The organism is Allobosea sp. RCC_152_1 (genome assembly GCF_041360765.1).
Classification (GTDB): Bacteria; Pseudomonadota; Alphaproteobacteria; order Rhizobiales; family Beijerinckiaceae; genus Allobosea; species Allobosea spartocytisi.
The window spans coordinates 111,680-130,408 of record NZ_JBFUPU010000013.1; the positions used below are offsets into that span (position 1 = coordinate 111,680).

An 18,729-nucleotide genomic window follows, 5' to 3' on the forward strand; every position below is an offset into this window, starting at 1 on the left:
CAAGCCGGAGAGTTTCTTGAGCGCCAAACTGCGCGTCAGGCCCCAGCTGATCAGCATACTGGTTCACCAACCTTTGAGCAGCGAATTGTGCTCGGTCGGCGAAGGCCCGCGCTTGCTCTCGGCTCATTTCCGCCGCGGTAGCCTCGATGAGGCCTTTTATCGCGGCGGCCGCGCCGATTGCCCTTCCGCTGCCCGCGTCGTTTAGCTTTGCCATGGAGTCTCCTCGAATGATCGAAGCCAGGATACTCGCGCTCCGGCTGGCGAGATGACAATGCCGTACCGCAATCACCCTTTGCCGGTTCGGCTCTATCTCGGCATTCATGACCATTTCCCGGCCCGGCGCTCCGAATGGGTTCTGGCCGGGATCATGGTGGCGTGGGGCTGCATATTGATCGGTCCGGCTCCAACCTTTGCGGGCAACCCTGCCTGGGCCCAGATGGCGGCCATGATGAAGGAGAGCACCTGGGGGTGGTTCGCCATCGCGATCGGGGTCTTCCGACTGCTGGCACTCGTCGTGAACGGGACGTTCTCGGGCACCTGGTACGGTCGCTGGTCGCCGCATGTGCGGGCCCTGGCGTCGTTTCTGTCCTGCTTCCTCTGGCTCCAGATCACCTTTGGCCTGCTGGCCTCCGATGCGGCGACGACTGGCCTTGCTGTGTATCCCGGCCTTCTTGTCCTCGACGCGATGAACATCGTCGCCGCGACCAAGGATGCCGCGAGCATGGACAGGGTCGTCGCCGATGGTTCTCCCTGAAGGTATCACCCCAGAGAACGCGATCGGCACGCTTGTCGCTGGCCTTGCCATCGGCGCCGTGATGATCCGCCAGTACCTGAAGGATCGGAAGAGCCCGACAACGCCGTCTGGGGATCGATTGATCCCCGGGCTGTCGATCGCGGACATGCGACCACTTCAGGAAATAGCCGCCGAGCAGTTGAAGCTGACCGCGATCATGGAGCGCATCGCCATCTCGCTCGAGAAGATGCTGGTCATCAGCCAGGAGCGCGCCGAGGACGCCGAGATCGTGCGCCGGGCAGAAATCATGGCCCAGGAGATGCTGAAGCAGCTTCAGGTCACGAAGTCCGCGCCGCGCCGGCGCCGGACATAGATCGCGGCTCCGGCCGCTGATCGCCTCGCCCTCGTAAGGGGCGGCCCTCCTTGGGCGTTTCCTCCCGAACTTGGCCCGGTTCCGAAAGGGATCGGGCCATTTTTGTTTTGGAACCGGAGCGGCGCTCTTTGCGTATCTGCTACAGCAGATGAAACCGACTTGGCCCCGTCAGCTCCGGCTGGCGGGGCTTTTTTCGTTTTTGGCTCCGGTCCCGCACGGAACGAATCGGCCAGCGCCTCGTTGGCGATTCGTTGCGTTGTGGAGTTGCGTCGATGTGTGCGCGTCGGGTTCTGAGAACCGGGCCGGGTGTCGATACCGTGAAGGGGCCAGTCACCCGGCGCCGGAACCCCGAACGTGATCTGTTTTCTGATCCGATGCCCGAACGCATCGAGCCCTGCTTGGCGATGCTGAAGGCTAGGGCGCCAGTCGGTCCAGATTGGGCCTTCGAGGTGAAATGGGACGGCTATCGCCTGGCGATCCACATCGTTGGCAAGCGGGTGCGGATCATCACGCGCGGCGGCCATGACTGGACGCCGCGCTTTCCAACGATCGGGCATGATGCGCTGAGCCTTGGCGTGGACTGCGCCATCCTCGACGGTGAGGCCGTGGTGCTCGACAAGCGCGGCGCTTCCGATTTCGGCGCTCTGCAAAAGGCTCTCGGCGGCCGCGGCGGCAAGCGTTTCGCCTCGGAGGCCATCTTTTATGCCTTCGACCTGCTTTATCTGAACGGCCGTGACCTGCGTCCGATGCCGCTGAGCGATCGGCGCGAGTTGCTGGAGGATATTCTCCTGGCCGAGCCTCATGGCTCGATCCGGTTGAGCGAGGAGATCGACGCCGACGGCGCTCCATTCCTCAAACTCGCCTGCGAGATGAAGCTTGAAGGCATCATCGCCAAGCGCCGCGATGCGCCCTATCGATCGGGACGGGGTGGCGACTGGCTGAAGATCAAATGCAGCCAGTCGGAGAGCTTCGTCATCGTCGGCTATGAACCGTCGACGATTGCCCTGGGCGGGATCGGCCGGCTGCTGCTCGCCGCGAGGCAGGGCGACAACCTGGTCTATGTCGGCGGCGTCGGCACCGGCTTCACGCACGCCACCGGCACGGCGCTGCGAAAGGAGATGGACGATCTCGTCATCCCAAAGCCTGCGATTAATATCCGAGGAAAGCGAGCCTATCGCTGGCTCACGCCCGCGCTTGTCGCCGAGATCCAGTTCCGCGGCTGGACCGATGACGGCAAGCTCCGTCATGCCTCCTATAAGGGCCTGCGCGAAGAGGCCGACGAGGCGACGGTCTACGAGATGCCGACTGGCTAGAGCGGCGGCTCGCCTTCACCGGCTTCCTTCTCATGTGCTTCGGCCAGCAGTTCCCCGGCCGCGAAAAGTATAGCCCCTGTCGGTGCGATCTCCTGCTGCAGATGCCACTCGATCTTATCCCGCGGTTCACCGGAGCGGTCCGCTATCAAGGGCCACCCAATCTTGATCGGGGTAAGCCTTCTGCATGCGAAGCGCGAGTTCCCTTCCGTTGGAAATCGGTTCTTCGGGTTCCATGTGCGATCCTGTCCCCTCGGGCGACCCCTCTGACGCCTTGCCGGCCACGCTGATGGATTGCAGATAGGTCTCGACAGCATCCGCGATCGCCGCAATCTCGCGTTCTTCGTCGCTGTCGGTCGTGCAGCCCATCAATTCGTCAGCCCGCTCCAGCGCAGCGGCCAAATCCTGCTCATTGCGGATGACGAGGCGGGCCATGGCGCATCAACCGGCGCCTAATCCGATCGTTCCCTTCGGCGCTTATCGATCTGCTCATAGAACTCATGCGTATCGCCCCGGCTGATGAGGTTCTTCGAGCCGCAGCGGGAGCAGATATAGCGGAGGTAAATATCCGGGATCGGCGTTTCGGGCGGCAGGTCGCTCACGTCGATGCCGTTCTTGTTGTGCTTGCACTCGTTGCAGAAAATCTCGACACAGCGCAGGCCCAAAGCGAGGCGGCTACCAACGGTGGCGGGCGGAACTTCCCGGCCATCCTTGTCATAGGCGCGCCGCGGGTTGCGTTTCATAGCGCGCGGATCTGCTCCTCAAACTCCTCCGGGATGGCGCCATGGCGGGCGAGGACATCGATCGATGCGACTTCGCCGGTCTCGTCATCCGCGACGACATGCACGACGGCGACGCCTTCGGCTGTGCGCCCCAGGCGTTCCCCTTCATTGAGCGCGTGGTGCTTCGTTTTCGCCGGCACGCGCTGGCTAGGAATGAGCTTCCTTCGGTATGTCTTGAAGGGCTGGAGAAAGAAGGTGTCGACGTTCATGGCTTGACTCCCCGGGGCGGTTTGTTCTCATAATGTTCTCATACACGAGGACGCAAGCCATGTCAGCCCAGCCGGCCGACCAACATGTCGAAGACACCACGCTGGACGCGGAAATTACGGGCATTGTTTCCATGCTGATGGAGGAGCACGGCACCGAAGCCGCGGCCCTACGCGCGTTGGCTCATGACTTCATCATCCTGTTGGCCGATGCCGACCGCTCGACTTCGCGAGGCTATCTGCGTGGGCTGTTTTCGCAGGGAGCGCGGCCGGTCCGCGAGACCGAATGAGCCATGAAGCCTCCGAACGACCTCACCGAGCTGCGGAATTTTCCGTGGATCTTCGTGCGCCTTCGCTGCCACTTCTGCCAGCGCAAGGGCGACGCCCGCCTCGCGGTCCTGTCCTGGCACTATGGAGCGGGCGCGACACTCGCTCAGATCGTCGCCATCTTCATGTCGCGCTGCCCATGGGACCCGCACAACCCGGCCCGGAAGCCGCAGAAATACGGCAGGAAGTGCGGAGCCTACTGTCCCGATATCGGCCGGACCTCACCGCCCGATCTGCCACCCAGCATGACCGGGCTCACCCTGATCGAAGGAGGGAAGGATGACCAACTTCCAACTGAGCAACCCGGAGAGCCGAACCGCCGCCGCGTTGGAGGCGACTAGGAGCGTCTATCTGCAGATTGAAGGCGCCAGCCCGGAGGAAACCAGCCGTGGCCTCGCGGCCGCGCAGGCGGTTTTTGAGAAGGCCGGCGTCACTGCGGGCAAGGCGTATTGGGCGATCTGCGAGCTTGAGAGGGCCGATGACCTGGGATGGGTGGATAAGGTGCCGTCCGAGGCGATCGAGTACATGCATGTCTGGGAGGAGGCGGAGCGCGCCGCGATCGACGCCTGTTGCGCCGGATGGCAGTCCAATAGGCCGGAGCGCTATGTCCTCCACCTGTTCCCAAAGGCGGAAGCTGCGGTAAGCTGAGGCCGGGAGGCCTCATGTGCAATCTCTACAGCCATACCCGCAACGTCGAGGCGATACGGAAGCTGTTCGCCAAGTTCGACAGCGGCGGCGTCAACATGCCGCCGCAGCCCGGCATCTATCCCGATTATGCGGCACCGATCGTGCGCAATGAAGACGGCGGCCCACGGCTGGCAATGACGCGCTGGGGCATGCCGTCGTCGAAGAAGGCCTTGCTCGAAGCTGCGACGAAGCGCGCCGACAAGCTGCGGGCGAAGAACAAGGAAGTCGACTTCGACTGGCTCCTGCGGATGGAGCCGGACGGCGGCACGACCAATGTCCGCAACACCTCGAGCTCGCACTGGAAGCGTTGGCTCGGTGTCGAGAGCCGATGCCTGGTCCCGTTCAATTCGTTCGCGGAGCCGGGCCCCGGCGGGAACCATTGGTTCGCGTTCGGCGAGGAGCGGCCGACGGCATTCTTCGCCGGCATCTGGTGTCCCCAATGGACCAGCGTCAGAAAGATCAAGACCGGCGAAGAGACGATCGACCTTTATGCCTTTCTCACGACCGAGCCGAACGCCGAGGTCGGCGCGATCCACCCCAAGGCTATGCCGGTGATCCTGACGACGCCTGAGGAATGTGAGGCCTGGATGACGGCACCGTGGGAGCAGGTGAGGGCGCTTCAACGCCCGCTGCCAGACGGCTCTCTCGATATCGTTGCCCGCGGCGTGAAGCAGGACGGCCCAAGCGAGGAGCTGTTCCCTGCAGTAGCCCCGCCGGCGCAGGGCGATCTATTCTGATGGGTCATTGGGAGCAGATCGGCCAGGACAATGCCGAGGCGCGGGCGCGCAGGGCTGCCCTGCCTCGCTGGCGGCGGGTGGTGGCCTTGCATGGCCTTGCCGCCTTTCCTCGCGCTGTTATGGATCGTAATGGCCGCTTCGCTGCTCAGGCTCTTCGGGATGGTCTAGAAGCCGTCATCCTGGACGGTCGAACCGATCTCTTGGACATGGTAGGGCGCCAGCAGGGCCTCGATGATGGCGTTGTGATCTGCGTAAAGAGCCGGGATCGCGTCCCATTTCGTCCACTGCGCAGCATCGGCATCATCCCGGCGACGAGCTCCGGGCGCTCGATCTCGTCCGACAAGGTGATCAGAACGGCGCCCGAGATGATGCGGCTCCGCGGATCTCGGTCGATCGCGTCGAACGCCATAGGCCGATAGACGGCAAGGATGAGCCCCGGCGTGGCCCGCAAGTCGACCCCGGCTTCTTCCTTGAACTCCCGGATCGCGCAATCGCTGAAGGTCTCGCCCTGGTCGAGAAAGCCGCCCGGCAAAGCCCATTGCCCGCTGCTCTTTCGCCGGACCAGAGCAATTTCGTTCCCGCGCACGACCACTGCGTCGGCCGTTAGGTGCGGGCCCTTGCCGTATTTCGATTCGTAGGCCGGATCAGGCATCTCACTCTCCCTGCGCCCGGATGGCTGCGGCAATGTTCCGCGAGCAAGCTTTGCCGATCGGCTCGTTCGATACCAGCGCGCCGTGATCCTCCGCAATCTTAGCGCATCGCTCCCTCTCCGCAGCGACCGCTGCTTCGACCTCCTGCCGATGCCTGATCTGCTCGCATGGCGTGCCCATCTGCTTGTCGAGGAGGAGGGACAGTTCGCGGACGCGTTCGCCTAGACGCTCCTTCTCCGCCAGGATCGGGGCGAAGAGGCAGGCCACCTTCTGCGCGATGGCGAACGCACAGGCGCGAAGGGTGAACACACCGCCATTGGCGCCCCGCCAAGACATCATTTCGCGCTCGACCTCGTCAGCCAGTTCGCGCTCTCCCGGCATCGCGGCAGGGGCTGTGTCAGCGCTCATCCTTCGCCTCCCGCCGCAGAGAGCATGGCGCGGTAGCGTGCCGCCATGGACATAGCCGCGAGCTTCCGACTTCCGAAAATCGCGCCGTCATCTGGCCCGATCGCGGCCGCTAGCATTTGCTCGTTCGGCTCCTTCGGCACGAGCACCCACCCCTCCGTGACGCCGGTAGAGCCTGGGCAGAGGGTGGTGGCGAGGAACGGCATCAGAGCCTCGGCAAGCGCACCGGCGCCAAGGCTGCGGTTGCCGTCAACGCGGCGGATTTCTTGCGCAAGGGCGTCAATCGTCAGCTTAGCGCTCATCGCGGGGCTCCAAGGCGGCGCGGCCTGCTTCGGTAAGGCGGTCATGCCCGCATGTCATTTCGCTCGACCGACCCGCAAGGAACATCTCGTCAATTCGGGCAGTGGATAACACGTCGCCCGTTGCTGTCAGGCGCCATTCGAATTCGGTCAGTCCCTTCCGCCGCATCGAGCAAGGCATGTTGCCCCGCCCCTTCGGGTTCTGAGGGCCATGGTCGCGAAGAAGGGTCAACCAAGCTCGGGCCTTTTCGCTCAGCTTCTCAGCCATGGCCTTCGTTCTCCTTGGCGGGGCGGGTCGCTTGAAGGGCAAGGACGACATATCCCGGTTCAACGCCATGCTGGCCGCCGGTCAGTATCCATGCAATTTCGCACTCGATTGGCGGCGTCTTGTCGTAGCCCTGCCATTCGGTGTTCCAGCGGCGAAGCCGGACGATATCGCCTTTCTGGAAGCCTCGATCATCGCGCCGGACCTCGAACGTCTTTTCGCCTCGCGCGACCGCGTCGAAGTAGACAGGCCACGTCTTCAATTCGTGGACGACAGGCATGTTAGTCTTCCTCCTTCGGCATGGCGGCGCGGGAGGGGTCTTTTGAGTGCGCATCAGCGAGGCCTGCGGGGCTGTTCTCCAGAGTCTCCCAATCGCTCGCCACCATGTCGCAGCCAGATGGCGTGTAGGGACCGACCGTCCCGTCCCTCATCACCATCACGATGACGCCATTGGAGAAGCCTTCGACAACGCGCATCTCGATATGAGATGGCCGGTTCCAGTCCCGTCGGCTTGCCCGACCACCACAGAGAACGGCCTGCATGGCTGCATCGAAGCAACCGTCCCAAGGGTTGACGACTACGCGCGGGGCATGAGCTTCCATCGCCCCAACGACGCGCTCTAGCATCAGGAGCGGCACAGTGAGGGTGGCCTGCTCTTCGCCGTCGCCCTCTGACTCGCAATCGCTGATGCCGAGCTTGCGCCGGCTATCGCAGCGAACTCGCAGTCCGATAACATCGGCGCGCAGCTCATTAAGTTCTGGCCGGACACTCGCGGATGCCACATCAAATCCCCTCATCCCTTCCTCCCCTCGGTCGCGGGCGCTAGGGCGGCGCGTAGAAGCCGTTCGCACTCTGAACGCCGCATCGGCGGGTGAAGGTTCTTCATCTCAACCATTGCCGCGTCGATCATAGCTGTCGTGACGCCACCCATCTCCACCGTGGCGGGCGCGGGGTGCGCGTAGAGGGGCTCGCCCTGCGCCTCTGATCCCGCACGGGTCAGCCACTTGATCCGGTCCGCGTCTGTCTCAAATTCCCAATGCGTGAACTTGCCGCCGTGCAGTGGATATCTGAAGCGCCAAGCTACCGCCTCACCCCGCGAGATGGCGTCGCTGGCGAGGAGGGCAAGCGCTTCTTTCGCCAAAGCTTTCATCTCAGCTTCAACTTGGGTTCGGCAGTCTCCCAATTCTCGCAACGCAATGATCTGTTCGAGCTTCACCCGCACCCCGCTCGGAGCCGGCGCTGGGGCGTCGTTGGTCGGGATCATGGGCTGGTGTCCTTATCGCTCGAAGCACGGGCAACCCGCGCCAGTTCGTAAGCCTTGTCGACATCGGCGTGCCATGTAGGGTCGCCGTGGTAGGCAATCGGCTGCTCGTCAGCGTCGATCTTGATCGCGCCGGGGCCGCCGTCGTTCGTCCAGCCCCACCACCGCATCCACGATTTCGTTTCGTCGATATCAGCCATCGTCCTGATCCTCCGGCGCTGGGGCAGCGGTGAGGGCGGCGCGGTCCAGGCGTTCGATCTCAGCGAGGATCAGAGCGCCGGCTTTCACCAAGTCGCGGCGGCGATCGGCTGGCTTCCACCAACTCCGGTCCCACGGCCATAGTCCTTCGGTTTTCGTTTGCTTTGTCCGATGAGCACGCCGCTCTTCGGCGCTTAATTCGCGCTCAAATGTGGTTCCGGCCGCGTAACAGGCCGCCGCCTTGGCCAGTTCGCCAGCCGAATGCTGGTCATCATGTTCGGCCGTCCATCCCTCGGAAGCGGTCTGACGGCGGCGCTCTGCGAGAACATCTTCCCAAGCCCGCGTCGGTGTGCAGTTTGGGCAAGGCTCGGCATCGTAGCCATCGCCTACACGCCAGCCGCCAATCAGCCCATGCCCGTTGCATGACTTGCACCGCGCCTCCATCCCGCTCGCCGGCAAGGCTTCAGGGGATGGGGAGGCGAGATAGGTCATGGCGCGGATTTCGCGAATTGCGGTCAGGCTCTGCTTAGGACCACGGCGCCACTCATCTGCGATGCGGGCGATCTCGCACATGTCCGCAGCCGCATCGGCAATCTGCTTGGCCAGTTCTTCGGGCGCCACCGTCCCCTGCGCGGCGGGGGTTGAGAGAGGGGTCATGCTGCCTCCACTTGCGTGAACATGCCGCCATCCCGCTCAATCCGGGCGCGAGCCATCGCGACATATTTGGGGTTGAGTTCAGTAAGCACAGCGTCGCGACCAAGACGGTCAGCAACCAAACCCGTGGTTCCGGCGCCGCCGAACGGGTCGAGGACAGTTCCGCCGTAAGGGCAGCCAGCGAGAACACAACGCCGCGCGATCTCTTCCGGCATGACCGCAAAATGTGCTTCGTCGTATCCACCAGGCGGAACGAACCAGACATCTCGCATCATTGCGGGCTTCGACTGCTGCTCCGCCTTCTCCATGGCATCCCACCGATCGTTGAAACCGGCGTGCCTGCGAGAGTGCCCGCGCTGCTTGTCGATGCCACCAACTGCCTTCATCGGGCCGTTTGTCTTCGCCCCGCCGTTGGCGCGATGGCTACCCGCCTGCGCCTGAACATCTTGAGCCTTTCGGATCAGCGTCGATTCACGCGGAGGGGTTTTGATTGCATCGAAGTCAGACCAATAGGCGGCCTTCTTCGTCAAAAGAAAAACGGCCTCGTGGGACGAAGTGCAGCGATCCTGCTGGCTCCCCGGCATTCCGTTCGGCTTTGCCCAGACGACCTCAGATCGGAGGAACCAGCCATCCGCCCGCAGGGCGAACGCCACCATCCAAGGAATGCCGATCAGGTCTTTCGGCTTGATGCCTTCCATGGCCTGCCGCTTCCGGCGAACGGCCCAAGACGGCACTTCACCGTCATCTGCCCGCGTCTGCTTGCCGATGTTGCCGCCGCCACCCCATTTGTCCGTGCTGCAGTAGCTATCTCCGAGGTTCAGCCACAGAGTGCCGTCGCCTCGCAGGACGCGGCGCACTTCACGAAACACCGTGACCATCGCCTCCACAAACTCATCAGGTGTGGGTTCGAGCCCGATTTGAGACGGGTTCTCGTAGTCGCGCAGCCCGAAATACGGCGGCGATGTCACGCAGCAATGGACTGACCCGGCGTCGAGTTGACGGAGCGCTTCCCGGCAGTCCGCATTGATGATGCGAACCGTCATCGTCCCGCCTCCCTCTGTTCCGTCCCTGGATCTTTATTTGTGGCATCCGCGAGCGCGGCAGGGCCGTTCTCCAGAGCCTCAAAATGTTCAGGCAAAGGCATCCACTTCAGCGGCACGATGTCGGAATGGAAGACGTGACCGGACGCCCATTTCCAGTCGCCAGCGATATGCATCGCCTCACCAACCCAGCCGCCCGTCGTGGCGACAAGCATCCATTCGTCTTCGGGTGCCGACGTGACGTCCTGCCAAGTCTCTGGCCGGAGCCGCGCGGATGCCAACTCCTGAGAAAGCCTTTCCCCCCTCTCTTCGGAGGCTTTGAGGGCGGCTAGGGCTTCGTCGCGCTGGCGGGTGGCTTCGGCTTGCGCTACCTGGTCCGATTGCTCGTTCTCCTCAACCGCGTCCAAAACCGCCTTGAGTTTTTCAGCGGCCGAATTCCACCCGTCGATCGCGGGATCGCCAAGCTCATCGAGGAAGGCGCGCTCGCACGCCTCCTTCTCGCTCAGGGTGCGGGAGGTCGACTCTAGGGCGTCGGCGACACTGGTCAGAAACGGATCGTTATGCTCGATCCAGCTGACGCCTCCGTCAATCGGGTCGCCAGTCCACTCTCGCCGGACGGCCCGCCTCCTGATCTCCGACGCCAGCGATGCTGCGTTGAGGGGTGCGGTCATCGGTGTCCTCCCTGGCCGTACTTCTGACGGCGCGTTGCCCATGCGCGGGCTCGAATCTCTCGGATCTCATCAGCGGGCTTGGGAGCCGCCTTCTTGCGGGGCGGATTGAGCAGCGGCCCATCGTCCAGACCGGAATTGTCAGACCTGTGGTCGTGAACCCACGTCAGGAGCCCGCCACATTCTTCGCAGCGCACAGCCTCAGACATCGGAGGCCTCCCCGGTGGGGGTGGGGAGGTCCTGCATCGGGATCGGATCGTCCATGCCCCTCAGGATGGCGATCGTCGCAACATACTGCTTGTAGATGCGCCCATAGGCTTCATCGAGGCGCTTGTTCACCTCGTCGTCAGCGGCCTCCGCTTCTTCCTCTGACAAGGTCAGGTCGCCCAACGCAGAACTGAGGCAGTGCATTGTGGCCTGAACGTCTGCCTTGCGGCGCATGCGCTCAGTGGGCGTGGTCGGACCCCAGCCACGACGCATGCGGTCTAGTTCCTGACGCTCAGTTATCGTGGCGTCATCCCATGAGCGAAGAAGTTCAACCTCCCGCTGCCAAGCCTTCGACAGCCTTTCGCGCTGCTCCCGGACGAATTTGAGCGGGACGCCGGGCAGATCGACGCAGCCCAACACTTCGCAAATGGCCTTACGCTCGCGGGTCATCTCATCGATGATCGCTTGGAGCGCCGCCTCCTTATCGGTCGGCACAAGTCCCCGCTCACCCATGGCGCGCGCTCCTCGGGGAGAGGGGCGTTCTGACAACCCGGAAAAGTCGTGGATTATCAGTGAGGGGTGAAACGCAGAACGTGTGAGAACGTCCCTTGCGATCTCCGGTTTTTCTGAGGCCTTCTAAGCTGCTGGTCGCAGGTTCGAATCCTGCCGGGCTCGCCATCGTTTCATAGCGGAATTCCTCTTTGTTCTTCGAGGCGTTCTGACAGGCATGCCGCTGTCATTCTGACTTGGAGCCGCGCCGATGGGTGCGGCGCATCGTTCCCGGAACGCTCCAGCCTCGCCAGTGATCAGCGACCGCGCGGGTGTCGCGGATCGAACTGTACGATGTTCGAAAGGGCTCTTTCCTTTTCGGCTTCGGTCAGGTCGACCAGCAGGCCTTCGATGGCCTTTCGCAAGTGGTTGTCTGCTGCCGTTTGCCCGGTCACGCAGAAAAACGCGCTCAACAGAAGAACGGTGCACTCGTCATAGTTCGAGACGAACTGTTTTTGGTCGTGCTTCAACGACATGATGGCCCCATGCGGTACAAACTGTTTCAAATCGGGCCGGCATAGGCATAGCTGCCGACGGCCGCGCAATTTCGAAGCCAGCGCCCGGTTGCGGATTGGGCCGAGCCCTCCAACGCGGCGGGCGGGTCTGGCAGGCGCCCGGCTCAGCGCCCGGCATCTGCGCTCGGGCCAGGCGCACTGCCTTGATCGCGCCCGAAAGGCGCTTCATCGGGAGCGGCTCTTCGGCTAGACCGGCTCTCTCGGCAAAAGCGCGGCCTCGGCGTCGCGAGGATGGATGATGTTTTCACTCACGCCCGCGATCGACCGGCTCACGGCTTTCGTCTCGGCCAGCCACGCGCGCGCCTGTGCCTTCCTGCTGCTGCTCTCGCTTTGCGCTTTCCTGCCGGGCTTCAGCACGCTTCAGCCGATCGACCGCGACGAGCCGCGCTTCGCCCAGGCCAGCAAGCAGATGCTGGAGACGGGCGATTTCGTCGATATCCGCTTCCAGGAGGAGGCGCGGCACAAGAAGCCCGTCGGCATCTACTGGTTGCAAAGCGCGGCGGTGAAGGCCGGCGCCGCGCTCGGCGTGCCGGAAGCGCGCACGCAGATCTGGCTTTATCGCCTTCCTTCGCTGATCGGCGCGACGGCGACCGTGCTCCTGACCTATTGGGCGCTGCTGGCCTTCCTGTCGCCGCCGCTTGCGCTTCTGGGCGCAGCTCTGATGGCGACGGCGGTGCTGCTCGGCGTTGAGGCGCGTATCGCCAAGACCGATGCCGTGCTCGCCGCCTGTGCCGTCGCCAGCATGGGCGCGCTCGCCCGCACATGGCTGGACTGGACACGCTCGCTCGCCTTCGTGCCGAGCCGACGCAACTGGCTGGTGTTCTGGGGCGCCACCGCCATCGGCCTGCTGATCAAGGGACCCATCGTACCGATGGTCTGGGGCCTCGCCATCCTCGTGCTGAGCGCGAGCCAGCGCTCCTTCCGCTGGCTGAAGCCGCTGCGCTTCGGGCCGGGGCTGCTGCTCTGCCTGATCGTCGCGCTGCCCTGGTTCGTCGCGATCATGGTCAAGACCGGCGGCAGCTTCTTCGCCGAGAGCGTCGGGCAGGACATGCTCGGCAAGGTCGCCGAGGGGCAGGAGAAGCATTGGGGGCCGCCGGGGCTCTATCTCCTCTTCTTCTTCGCGACCTACTGGCCGGCAGCGGCCTTCGCAGCCATGGCGATGCCCTTCGCCTGGGTTCGGCGCAAGGAGCCGCAGATCCTGTTCCTGATCGCCTGGATCCTGCCGTCCTGGATCGTCTTCGAGGCGGTGCCGACCAAGCTGCCGCATTACGTGCTGCCGCTCTATCCGGCGATCACGGCCTTGCTGCTGCTGGCTGTCGTCAATGGCGGTATCGCTCGTCACCGGCGCGGGGCGGTGGCGACGGCGACGCTCGTCGTGACCGTGCCGCTCGCCCTGATGGCCGTGGTCATCTTCGGCAACTGGACGCTGGATCATGCGGTCCCGTGGCTGGCGCTGCCGTTCTTCGCGCTCGTCCTGGCGGTCGGGGTGAGCGTCGTTGCCGCATTTCGGCGGCTCGAATTCGAGGGCGCGCTCTGGCGCTGCGTGCTGGCGAGTCTGTTCCTGACCGTCGCGATCTATCCCTTCGCCATCGAGAGCCTGCGCTCGCTCAAGCTCTCGCCGCGGCTGGCACAGGCAGCGAAGGCGGCGGGCTGCGCCGATCCGGCCGTGATCACGCTGGGTTATCGCGAGCCGAGTCTCGTCTTCCTGACCGGTACCGATCTTGCCATGGCGGCGGGCGGGACGCAGGCCGCCGCCTTCCTCGATCAGCCCGGATGCCGCGTCGCCTTCGTGGAGAGCCGCTTCGCCGGCGAATTCGACGCGGCGCTGGCTGCTTCGCCGGTGAAACCGCGCCTGCTAACGACGATCGAGGGATTCAACCTGAATGGCGGGCGCAAGCTTTCGATCTCCGTCTTCGCCAAGGAACCGGGCTGACCATCGGCCCCGGAACCAGATGGACATGAGAAAGGCCCTCGTCCCGGGACGCCGTTTCGCCGGAAATGGCGTCTTGAAGGATGCTTCGGATGGCTCCCGAGCGTCCCGAAACATCCTCCAGGATGCTCCCTGTCATCGCTCCTCAGGGTGAGGGGTGGAATGTCCACAGTGCCGTCCAGAACGCAAAAGTGGTTCACACACAGCCGCATCTTGCTCTAGAGCAGTGCCAGCCATGTCCCGGATGAAGCCGTTTTGACCGAAGTCCCTTCCCCTCAGCCCTTGCTCAGCGTCGTCGTGCCCGTGCGCAATGAAGAGGGCAACATCGCGCCGCTCGTCGCCGACATCGAAAAGGCCTGCGCCGCGATCGGCCCTTTCGAGGTCGTCTACGTCAATGACGGCTCCACGGACGGGACGGCCGCGGCGCTGGCGGCGCTCGCGGCGGCCAAGCCCTGGCTGCGCGTCGTCACCCATGCGCAATCCTGCGGGCAGAGCGCGGCGGTGCGCAGCGGCGTGCGCCATGCCCGCTCGGCCATCGTCGCGACGCTCGACGGCGACGGCCAGAACGATCCCGTTTTCCTGCCGGAGATGGTCGAGGCCCTTCAGAAGGCCGGGCTGGCGGCCGGGCTGGTGCAAGGGCAGCGCGTCGGCCGCAAGGACACCGGCTTCAAGAAACTGCAATCGCGCATCGCCAACACCGTGCGCGTGCGCGTGCTCAGGGACGGCACGCGCGATACCGGCTGCGGGCTGAAATGCTTCCGGCGCGAGGCCTATCTGGCGCTGCCCTATTTCGATGCGCTGCATCGCTTCATGCCGGCGCTGATGGTGCGGGAGGGCTACGGGGTGGTGCATGTCGATGTGCGCGACCGGCCGCGGCTCACCGGCGTCTCGAATTACGGCTTCTTCGACCGGCTCTGGGTCGGCATCCTCGACCTTGCCGGCGTCTGGTGGCTGATCCGCCGGCGCAAGCGCGTGCCGCAGATCGTCGCGGAGACCCTCTGATGCTGATCGACCTGCAACAGGCCGTCGGAAACTATTTCCACGACGTCTTCGTCAACAACATCGACTGGTGGGTGCTGCTCGGCGTGGTGGCGCAGGGACTCTTCACCATGCGCTTCGTCGTGCAATGGCTGGCGAGCGAGAAGGCGAAGCGCTCGGTCGTGCCGATGACGTTCTGGTGGTTCTCGATCGGTGGCGGAGCATTGCTGCTGGTCTACGCGCTTTATCGGCGCGATCCCGTCTTCATCGTCGGCCAGGGCTTCGGCGTCTTCGTCTATCTCCGCAACTTGCAATTCGTGCTGCGGGCCAAGGCGCGAGGCGAGGATACCAATTCCGGGCCGGGCTGAGGTTCGTTCGGTGCCGGAGGCCGACGTCGTCAGCCGAAAGTCGTCATTCCGGACAAGCGGCGAAACCGCGCCGATCCGGAATGACGGAACGGAGGTCTCTCAACCGTTCGACTGCGGGGCGCCGTCGGCCGCCGCGCCCTGGGCGGCCGGAGCTGGCCCGGCCGCGCCCGGCGGTTGCGGCTTGCGCATCGCCGCGGAATAGGCCGGGTAGCGCTCGCGATAGGCCTTGAGGAACTCCGAGATCGTGTCGGCGCTGGCGGCGGCGCGCGCCAGCTCGCGGATGTCGGCCGCCTTGTTCCGGTTCGCCCCGGTCATGAAGGCGAAGGTGCGGGCATCGGCGCTCTGGGCCATCTTCGGCGCGAATTTGCTGCGCAGCCGGTCGAGCGAGAGCGCTTCGTTCGCCATCACATAGGAGATGCCGGCGCGCATCACGTCGGCCCGCTGGCTATCGGTGAGCGGGCTGTCACCGCGCCAGCTCTCGTCGAGGATGCGCTCATAGGCCTCGCCCGCCTCGCGCCAGCGCCGGCCGGTCCAATAGATATCCGCACGTAGCCGGTCGACTTCCGGGCCGCGCTCGCTCTCGAGCATCTCGAAGGCCTGATCGGTGCGCGAGAGGTCGGACAGGGCCTTGCTTTCCAGCAGCAGGCGGGCGCGCCTGACATCGGCCGGCAATTCGACGAGGCGCGTCGCGTTGAGGGCGCGCACCGCATCGGCGGGCTTGCCGTTCATCAGGTCGATCATGGCGAGACGCGCGGCGACCGTCGAGCGTGCCGCCCCCGTCAGGCGTCGGTCCATCTGGTATTTCAGGATCTCGGCCGCCTGGTCGAGCAGGTCGAGCTCCACCAACCTGTCGGCGAGCAGGCGGGTGATCTCGTCGCCGCGCCGGCCGATCGGCAGGAACTCCTTGAAATCGTAGAAGAGGGCGAGCGCGTCGATGCGCGGCAGCTTGTCGGCGCCGCCATCGGCGAAGAGCTCGGCGAAGCGCTGTGCCGTCTCGTCATGCATCCGCCGGGTCAGCGGATCGTCGGGGAAATTCTCGTTGGCGCGGCGAGCGATCAGGAAAGCGTCCCGCCAGCGCTTCTGGTCGGTGTAAAGCCGGTTGAGCTCGGCCAGGGCTTCGATCTCGACGCGGCCGCCACGCCAGACCACCGAGACGGTTTCGAGCCGGGCGACGGCCTCGTCGACCTTCAGGTCGCTGCGCTTGTCGGTGTCGGCGAGCTTCACCGCGCGCAGTTGCGCCTCCGCCGCGACGGGGCGGCTCGTGGCCTCGAACAGGGGTCGGTAGCCGTTCATCGCGATGTCGGCGCGCCCGCTGGCGTCGTCGAGCATCGCCTGCAGCAGAGCCAGCTTCTCCTGATCGAAGCTGTCGCGCGGCATGTCGGCGAGGGCCTGGACCTGCCGCTCGGCCATGCCCATGTCCTGCGTCGCGAGGGCGGCACGCGTCATCGCCTCGCGGAATTCTCCCTGAAGGTCGGCCGGGTAGCGCTCGAGAAACGCTTCGCCGCGACGGAACCCGGCAAGGGCCTGGGCATTGCGATTGAGGCGCTGCTCGATCAGGGCGCGCCAGAGGGAGGCTTCCGCATCGTCCTTGATCGGCGCCGCCTCGAAGGCGGCGAGCGCTTCCGGGTTGCGGTGCATCTGCGCCGCCGCGACGCCCTTGAGGAAGAGCGCTTCGCGATTCGCGCGCATCGGCTGATCGTCCCGCATCAGCGCATCGAGCGGGCCAAGGGCCTCGGGGGCGAGGTGATTTGCCAGGTAGAAGCGGGCGAGCGCCAGCCTTGCTTCCGATTTGTGGCTCCGCGATGCGCCCGCCGCATCCTGGATCAGGGCCCGGGCCTGCTCCTGCGGCGAGCCGAGGCGCAGTTTGGCCCAGCGCTCGGGGTCGAGGAGGGGAGGCGCCGGCGGCGGCTGGTCCGACTGGGCGGCAGCCTGGGTCCCGTCCTGGCCGGAGAGGTCGAGCGAGACGGTGAGCCCTCCGGCACGGCCGATACGGACCTCGTTGGTGCCGGCACGTGTGACGACGTCGTCCGAGCGCGGCTGGACGGCGAGGCCCTGTGCGGTGGGCAAAAGTCCGAACTCGACGAAGCGGTAGGGCTTCGGCGTCAGTCGGGTCGGGCCGAGCGTGGTGGCGACGGCGACGGGCAGTCCCGCAGGTCCGGATTCCAGCCAGTGCACGCCGGTCAGGCCGGGCATCGGCACGGCGAGGATCGTCTGGCCGCGCTCGTCGACGCCGCGCCGTGGCTCGATCGCCGCGGCAGGCCCGCCGCCCTCCTCAGCGAGGTCGAGCGACCAGCCATTGCCGTCTGCGAAGAAGCGGGCGAGCGGCTGGCCGGCGAGGCGCAGCCTGACGAGCGTGGCCTTGCCTTCGCGGCTGACCGTGCTGTCCTCGATCTGCTGCGGCAAACGCCCGGTCAAATCGGCGGGGTCAATGGTGTCGCGCGTGTCGAAAACCAGCGTCATCGTGCCGGAGTCGAGGAAGGCGGCGGCACCGGTGGGGCGGGGAAAGCGGAAGTCGAGGCGCTTCTCGGCCGCGACGATCGCGACCTTGGACGGGGCGGGCTCGGGCGCAGCCGGCACTGCGGCGGGTGGTGTCGCCCCGGGGGTGGGCCTGGCTTCCGAGGCGGGAGCGGAGCCGCCCGCGGCCGTGGCCTCGGCCGGTTGCGCCGACACGGGCGAGGCGGCGACGGGGGTGGCTGCGGGCTCGGGCAGCGTTTGCAGGGACGCAAGCGAGAGCGCCGAAGGCTTGGCTGGCCTGAGCAGGTCGACGACCAGCCCGGTCTCGTCGTCGAAGCTGCGCGCCTGCCAGTCCGGCGGCAAGGCGAGCGTCAGGCTGAGCCGCTCCTTGCCGGCGTCGAGCGCGGCCAGCGCGATGCCTTCTGGCAGGGCGGTGCGAAGGGCGGCCTCGTCAGCGTTCATCGCCCGGTCGAAGGTGAGCTTGAGCTTGCCGTCGGAGAGGTCGGACGCCATCGCCGTGCCGGCAGGCGCCTTGAAGATCAGGCGCTCCAGCGTCGGCAGGCTCGCGCTGCGCATCGACAGCATGGCCGCGGGCGCCGGCGGCTGTCGGCTCGCCTCCCTGGCCCTCGCCTCGGCCAGGCGCAGGCGCTGGGTCAATTCCGCGATCACCTCGGGCGGCGGGCCGGGTAGCAGGCCGGTCCAGTTCTGCGGCAGGAGGTCGATGAAGGCCTTGTCGCCGGCCTCGATCAGATTGGCCTTATAGGGCTGCGTCAGCGCGAAGCGCATGCCGCGCCCGTCTGGATCGATGCGGGCGATCGAGACATAGTTCGGCAATTCGCGCGCGACCTTCGCGACATCGACCGTGACAGGATCGCCGAAGGCGACGATCAGCACCCCGTTGGCGACGCGCACGCGCGTCTGCGTCGGCTGGTCGAAGGCGAGCGAAAGGCGGCCGAAGCCGGCCGGCATCGCCTCGCCGCGCAGCGTGGCGCTGGCGGCAAGAGCAGGCGCATTCAGACCGGCCGCAAGCACAAGCGCGGTCAGCCCGATACCGAAAGCGAGGGAACGCGACAGACGCAAAACCGGAGACTCGACCCAACGCGGCAGGCCGGACTCGCATCCCGGGGGATGCG

The 18,729-nt window shown here is 65.4% G+C and carries 27 protein-coding genes; 10 read left to right on the top strand and 17 right to left on the bottom strand.

What is annotated here, in order from left to right; translation table 11 throughout:
- Nucleotides 1-16 precede the first annotated feature (16 nt).
- The 4 genes from AB6806_RS27600 to ligD all read left to right on the top strand — a co-directional run bounded on the left by AB6806_RS27600 (nt 17) and on the right by ligD (nt 2,419).
- Nucleotides 17-205 (top strand): hypothetical protein, encoded by a 189-nt coding sequence (locus tag AB6806_RS27600; RefSeq protein ID WP_370956188.1) that lies wholly within the window; start codon nt 17-19, stop codon nt 203-205.
- Between the two features lie 87 nt (nt 206-292).
- Nucleotides 293-754 (top strand): hypothetical protein, encoded by a 462-nt coding sequence (locus AB6806_RS27605; RefSeq protein WP_370956189.1) that lies wholly within the window; start codon nt 293-295, stop codon nt 752-754.
- A 61-nt stretch (nt 755-815) separates the two neighbouring features.
- Nucleotides 816-1,106 (top strand): hypothetical protein, encoded by a 291-nt coding sequence (locus tag AB6806_RS27610; protein ID WP_370956190.1) that lies wholly within the window; start codon nt 816-818, stop codon nt 1,104-1,106.
- Between the two features lie 272 nt (nt 1,107-1,378).
- On the top strand, nt 1,379-2,419 hold the full coding sequence (ligD, locus tag AB6806_RS27615) for a non-homologous end-joining DNA ligase (RefSeq protein WP_370956191.1): 1,041 nt from the start codon (nt 1,379-1,381) through the stop codon (nt 2,417-2,419).
- Between the two features lie 126 nt (nt 2,420-2,545).
- Here ligD and AB6806_RS27620 read toward each other — a convergent pair whose 3' ends face one another.
- From AB6806_RS27620 to AB6806_RS27630, 3 genes are read right to left on the bottom strand one after another with little or no spacing between them, the layout of a single operon-like run.
- A complete protein-coding gene (locus AB6806_RS27620; protein WP_370956192.1) occupies nt 2,546-2,851 on the bottom strand; it encodes a hypothetical protein in 306 nt (101 codons plus the stop codon).
- A gap of 17 nt (nt 2,852-2,868) precedes the next feature.
- Nucleotides 2,869-3,159: a hypothetical protein gene (locus AB6806_RS27625; RefSeq protein WP_370956193.1), complete on the bottom strand. Its 291-nt coding sequence runs from the start codon at nt 3,157-3,159 to the stop codon at nt 2,869-2,871.
- Complete coding sequence (locus AB6806_RS27630) at nt 3,156-3,407, bottom strand: hypothetical protein (protein WP_370956194.1); 252 nt, start codon at nt 3,405-3,407, stop codon at nt 3,156-3,158. Before AB6806_RS27630 ends, AB6806_RS27625 begins: the two co-directional genes overlap by 4 nt.
- A 59-nt stretch (nt 3,408-3,466) precedes the next feature.
- Here AB6806_RS27630 and AB6806_RS27635 point away from each other — a divergent pair, with 59 nt between their 5' ends.
- From AB6806_RS27635 to AB6806_RS27645, 3 genes are all read left to right on the top strand, one after another.
- A complete protein-coding gene (locus AB6806_RS27635) occupies nt 3,467-3,694 on the top strand; it encodes a hypothetical protein (protein WP_133564036.1) in 228 nt (75 codons plus the stop codon).
- 316 nt (nt 3,695-4,010) lie between these two features.
- Nucleotides 4,011-4,379, top strand: a complete 369-nt coding sequence (locus tag AB6806_RS27640) for a hypothetical protein (RefSeq protein WP_370956195.1) — start codon at nt 4,011-4,013, stop codon at nt 4,377-4,379.
- 14 nt (nt 4,380-4,393) lie between these two features.
- A complete protein-coding gene (locus AB6806_RS27645) occupies nt 4,394-5,155 on the top strand; it encodes an SOS response-associated peptidase (RefSeq protein WP_370956196.1) in 762 nt (253 codons plus the stop codon).
- Nucleotides 5,156-5,300: 145 nt separating this feature from the next.
- Here the strand turns inward: AB6806_RS27645 and AB6806_RS27650 are convergent, their stop codons facing one another.
- From AB6806_RS27650 to AB6806_RS27710, 13 genes are all read right to left on the bottom strand, one after another.
- Nucleotides 5,301-5,807, bottom strand: coding sequence for an NUDIX domain-containing protein (locus AB6806_RS27650; protein WP_370956197.1), 507 nt, complete (start codon nt 5,805-5,807; stop codon nt 5,301-5,303).
- Nucleotide 5,808: 1 nt separating this feature from the next.
- Complete coding sequence (locus AB6806_RS27655; RefSeq protein WP_370956198.1) at nt 5,809-6,213, bottom strand: hypothetical protein; 405 nt, start codon at nt 6,211-6,213, stop codon at nt 5,809-5,811.
- The gene (locus AB6806_RS27660; protein ID WP_370956199.1) at nt 6,210-6,512 is read right to left on the bottom strand and encodes a hypothetical protein; all 303 of its coding nucleotides are present in this window, start codon (nt 6,510-6,512) and stop codon (nt 6,210-6,212) included. The genes AB6806_RS27655 and AB6806_RS27660 overlap by 4 nt, the downstream gene beginning before the upstream one ends.
- Nucleotides 6,502-6,777: a hypothetical protein gene (locus tag AB6806_RS27665; protein ID WP_370956200.1), complete on the bottom strand. Its 276-nt coding sequence runs from the start codon at nt 6,775-6,777 to the stop codon at nt 6,502-6,504. Before AB6806_RS27665 ends, AB6806_RS27660 begins: the two co-directional genes overlap by 11 nt.
- Nucleotides 6,770-7,054, bottom strand: a complete 285-nt coding sequence (locus AB6806_RS27670) for a DUF3850 domain-containing protein (RefSeq protein ID WP_370956201.1) — start codon at nt 7,052-7,054, stop codon at nt 6,770-6,772. The genes AB6806_RS27665 and AB6806_RS27670 overlap by 8 nt, the downstream gene beginning before the upstream one ends.
- Before the next feature lies 1 nt (nt 7,055).
- Entirely contained in the window at nt 7,056-7,571 is a 516-nt protein-coding gene (locus AB6806_RS27675; RefSeq protein ID WP_370956202.1) for a Thoeris anti-defense Tad2 family protein, read from the bottom strand.
- Nucleotides 7,568-8,038: a hypothetical protein gene (locus AB6806_RS27680; RefSeq protein WP_370956203.1), complete on the bottom strand. Its 471-nt coding sequence runs from the start codon at nt 8,036-8,038 to the stop codon at nt 7,568-7,570. Before AB6806_RS27680 ends, AB6806_RS27675 begins: the two co-directional genes overlap by 4 nt.
- Nucleotides 8,035-8,235 (bottom strand): hypothetical protein, encoded by a 201-nt coding sequence (locus tag AB6806_RS27685; protein WP_370956204.1) that lies wholly within the window; start codon nt 8,233-8,235, stop codon nt 8,035-8,037. The genes AB6806_RS27680 and AB6806_RS27685 overlap by 4 nt, the downstream gene beginning before the upstream one ends.
- Nucleotides 8,228-8,890: a hypothetical protein gene (locus AB6806_RS27690; RefSeq protein WP_370956205.1), complete on the bottom strand. Its 663-nt coding sequence runs from the start codon at nt 8,888-8,890 to the stop codon at nt 8,228-8,230. Before AB6806_RS27690 ends, AB6806_RS27685 begins: the two co-directional genes overlap by 8 nt.
- A complete protein-coding gene (locus tag AB6806_RS27695; protein ID WP_370956206.1) occupies nt 8,887-9,930 on the bottom strand; it encodes a DNA-methyltransferase in 1,044 nt (347 codons plus the stop codon). The genes AB6806_RS27690 and AB6806_RS27695 overlap by 4 nt, the downstream gene beginning before the upstream one ends.
- The gene (locus AB6806_RS27700) at nt 9,927-10,598 is read right to left on the bottom strand and encodes a hypothetical protein (RefSeq protein ID WP_370956207.1); all 672 of its coding nucleotides are present in this window, start codon (nt 10,596-10,598) and stop codon (nt 9,927-9,929) included. The genes AB6806_RS27695 and AB6806_RS27700 overlap by 4 nt, the downstream gene beginning before the upstream one ends.
- 198 nt (nt 10,599-10,796) lie before the next feature.
- Nucleotides 10,797-11,315 (bottom strand): hypothetical protein, encoded by a 519-nt coding sequence (locus tag AB6806_RS27705; RefSeq protein ID WP_370956208.1) that lies wholly within the window; start codon nt 11,313-11,315, stop codon nt 10,797-10,799.
- Nucleotides 11,316-11,608: 293 nt separating this feature from the next.
- Complete coding sequence (locus AB6806_RS27710; RefSeq protein ID WP_038358629.1) at nt 11,609-11,827, bottom strand: hypothetical protein; 219 nt, start codon at nt 11,825-11,827, stop codon at nt 11,609-11,611.
- A 274-nt stretch (nt 11,828-12,101) separates the two neighbouring features.
- Between AB6806_RS27710 and AB6806_RS27715 the strand changes: the two genes are divergently transcribed.
- From AB6806_RS27715 to AB6806_RS27725, 3 genes are all read left to right on the top strand, one after another.
- Nucleotides 12,102-13,799: an ArnT family glycosyltransferase gene (locus AB6806_RS27715; protein WP_370956209.1), complete on the top strand. Its 1,698-nt coding sequence runs from the start codon at nt 12,102-12,104 to the stop codon at nt 13,797-13,799.
- Nucleotides 13,800-14,051: 252 nt separating this feature from the next.
- Nucleotides 14,052-14,798: a glycosyltransferase family 2 protein gene (locus AB6806_RS27720; RefSeq protein ID WP_038358626.1), complete on the top strand. Its 747-nt coding sequence runs from the start codon at nt 14,052-14,054 to the stop codon at nt 14,796-14,798.
- On the top strand, nt 14,798-15,142 hold the full coding sequence (locus AB6806_RS27725; RefSeq protein WP_113254706.1) for a lipid-A-disaccharide synthase N-terminal domain-containing protein: 345 nt from the start codon (nt 14,798-14,800) through the stop codon (nt 15,140-15,142). Before AB6806_RS27720 ends, AB6806_RS27725 begins: the two co-directional genes overlap by 1 nt.
- A gap of 99 nt (nt 15,143-15,241) precedes the next feature.
- Here AB6806_RS27725 and AB6806_RS27730 read toward each other — a convergent pair whose 3' ends face one another.
- Entirely contained in the window at nt 15,242-18,676 is a 3,435-nt protein-coding gene (locus AB6806_RS27730) for a hypothetical protein (protein WP_370956210.1), read from the bottom strand.
- Nucleotides 18,677-18,729 lie beyond the last annotated feature (53 nt).

Excerpts from the sequence above, each read along its gene's own strand:
- AB6806_RS27725 (WP_113254706.1), top strand. The coding sequence starts at position 14,798 with ATGCTGATCGACCTGCAACAGGCCGTCGGAAACTATTTCCACGACGTC.
- AB6806_RS27640 (WP_370956195.1), top strand. The coding sequence starts at position 4,011 with ATGACCAACTTCCAACTGAGCAACCCGGAGAGCCGAACCGCCGCCGCG.
- AB6806_RS27700 (WP_370956207.1), bottom strand. The coding sequence starts at position 10,598 with ATGACCGCACCCCTCAACGCAGCATCGCTGGCGTCGGAGATCAGGAGG.
- AB6806_RS27630 (WP_370956194.1), bottom strand. The coding sequence starts at position 3,407 with ATGAACGTCGACACCTTCTTTCTCCAGCCCTTCAAGACATACCGAAGG.
- AB6806_RS27670 (WP_370956201.1), bottom strand. The coding sequence starts at position 7,054 with ATGCCTGTCGTCCACGAATTGAAGACGTGGCCTGTCTACTTCGACGCG.
- AB6806_RS27610 (WP_370956190.1), top strand. The coding sequence starts at position 816 with ATGATCCGCCAGTACCTGAAGGATCGGAAGAGCCCGACAACGCCGTCT.
- AB6806_RS27635 (WP_133564036.1), top strand. The coding sequence starts at position 3,467 with ATGTCAGCCCAGCCGGCCGACCAACATGTCGAAGACACCACGCTGGAC.
- AB6806_RS27665 (WP_370956200.1), bottom strand. The coding sequence starts at position 6,777 with ATGGCTGAGAAGCTGAGCGAAAAGGCCCGAGCTTGGTTGACCCTTCTT.
- AB6806_RS27715 (WP_370956209.1), top strand. The coding sequence starts at position 12,102 with ATGATGTTTTCACTCACGCCCGCGATCGACCGGCTCACGGCTTTCGTC.
- AB6806_RS27645 (WP_370956196.1), top strand. The coding sequence starts at position 4,394 with ATGTGCAATCTCTACAGCCATACCCGCAACGTCGAGGCGATACGGAAG.
- AB6806_RS27620 (WP_370956192.1), bottom strand. The coding sequence starts at position 2,851 with ATGGCCCGCCTCGTCATCCGCAATGAGCAGGATTTGGCCGCTGCGCTG.
- AB6806_RS27660 (WP_370956199.1), bottom strand. The coding sequence starts at position 6,512 with ATGAGCGCTAAGCTGACGATTGACGCCCTTGCGCAAGAAATCCGCCGC.
- AB6806_RS27675 (WP_370956202.1), bottom strand. The coding sequence starts at position 7,571 with ATGAGGGGATTTGATGTGGCATCCGCGAGTGTCCGGCCAGAACTTAAT.
- AB6806_RS27680 (WP_370956203.1), bottom strand. The coding sequence starts at position 8,038 with ATGATCCCGACCAACGACGCCCCAGCGCCGGCTCCGAGCGGGGTGCGG.
- ligD (WP_370956191.1), top strand. The coding sequence starts at position 1,379 with ATGTGTGCGCGTCGGGTTCTGAGAACCGGGCCGGGTGTCGATACCGTG.
- AB6806_RS27690 (WP_370956205.1), bottom strand. The coding sequence starts at position 8,890 with ATGACCCCTCTCTCAACCCCCGCCGCGCAGGGGACGGTGGCGCCCGAA.
- AB6806_RS27650 (WP_370956197.1), bottom strand. The coding sequence starts at position 5,807 with ATGCCTGATCCGGCCTACGAATCGAAATACGGCAAGGGCCCGCACCTA.
- AB6806_RS27710 (WP_038358629.1), bottom strand. The coding sequence starts at position 11,827 with ATGTCGTTGAAGCACGACCAAAAACAGTTCGTCTCGAACTATGACGAG.
- AB6806_RS27705 (WP_370956208.1), bottom strand. The coding sequence starts at position 11,315 with ATGGGTGAGCGGGGACTTGTGCCGACCGATAAGGAGGCGGCGCTCCAA.
- AB6806_RS27685 (WP_370956204.1), bottom strand. The coding sequence starts at position 8,235 with ATGGCTGATATCGACGAAACGAAATCGTGGATGCGGTGGTGGGGCTGG.
- AB6806_RS27655 (WP_370956198.1), bottom strand. The coding sequence starts at position 6,213 with ATGAGCGCTGACACAGCCCCTGCCGCGATGCCGGGAGAGCGCGAACTG.
- AB6806_RS27625 (WP_370956193.1), bottom strand. The coding sequence starts at position 3,159 with ATGAAACGCAACCCGCGGCGCGCCTATGACAAGGATGGCCGGGAAGTT.
- AB6806_RS27695 (WP_370956206.1), bottom strand. The coding sequence starts at position 9,930 with ATGACGGTTCGCATCATCAATGCGGACTGCCGGGAAGCGCTCCGTCAA.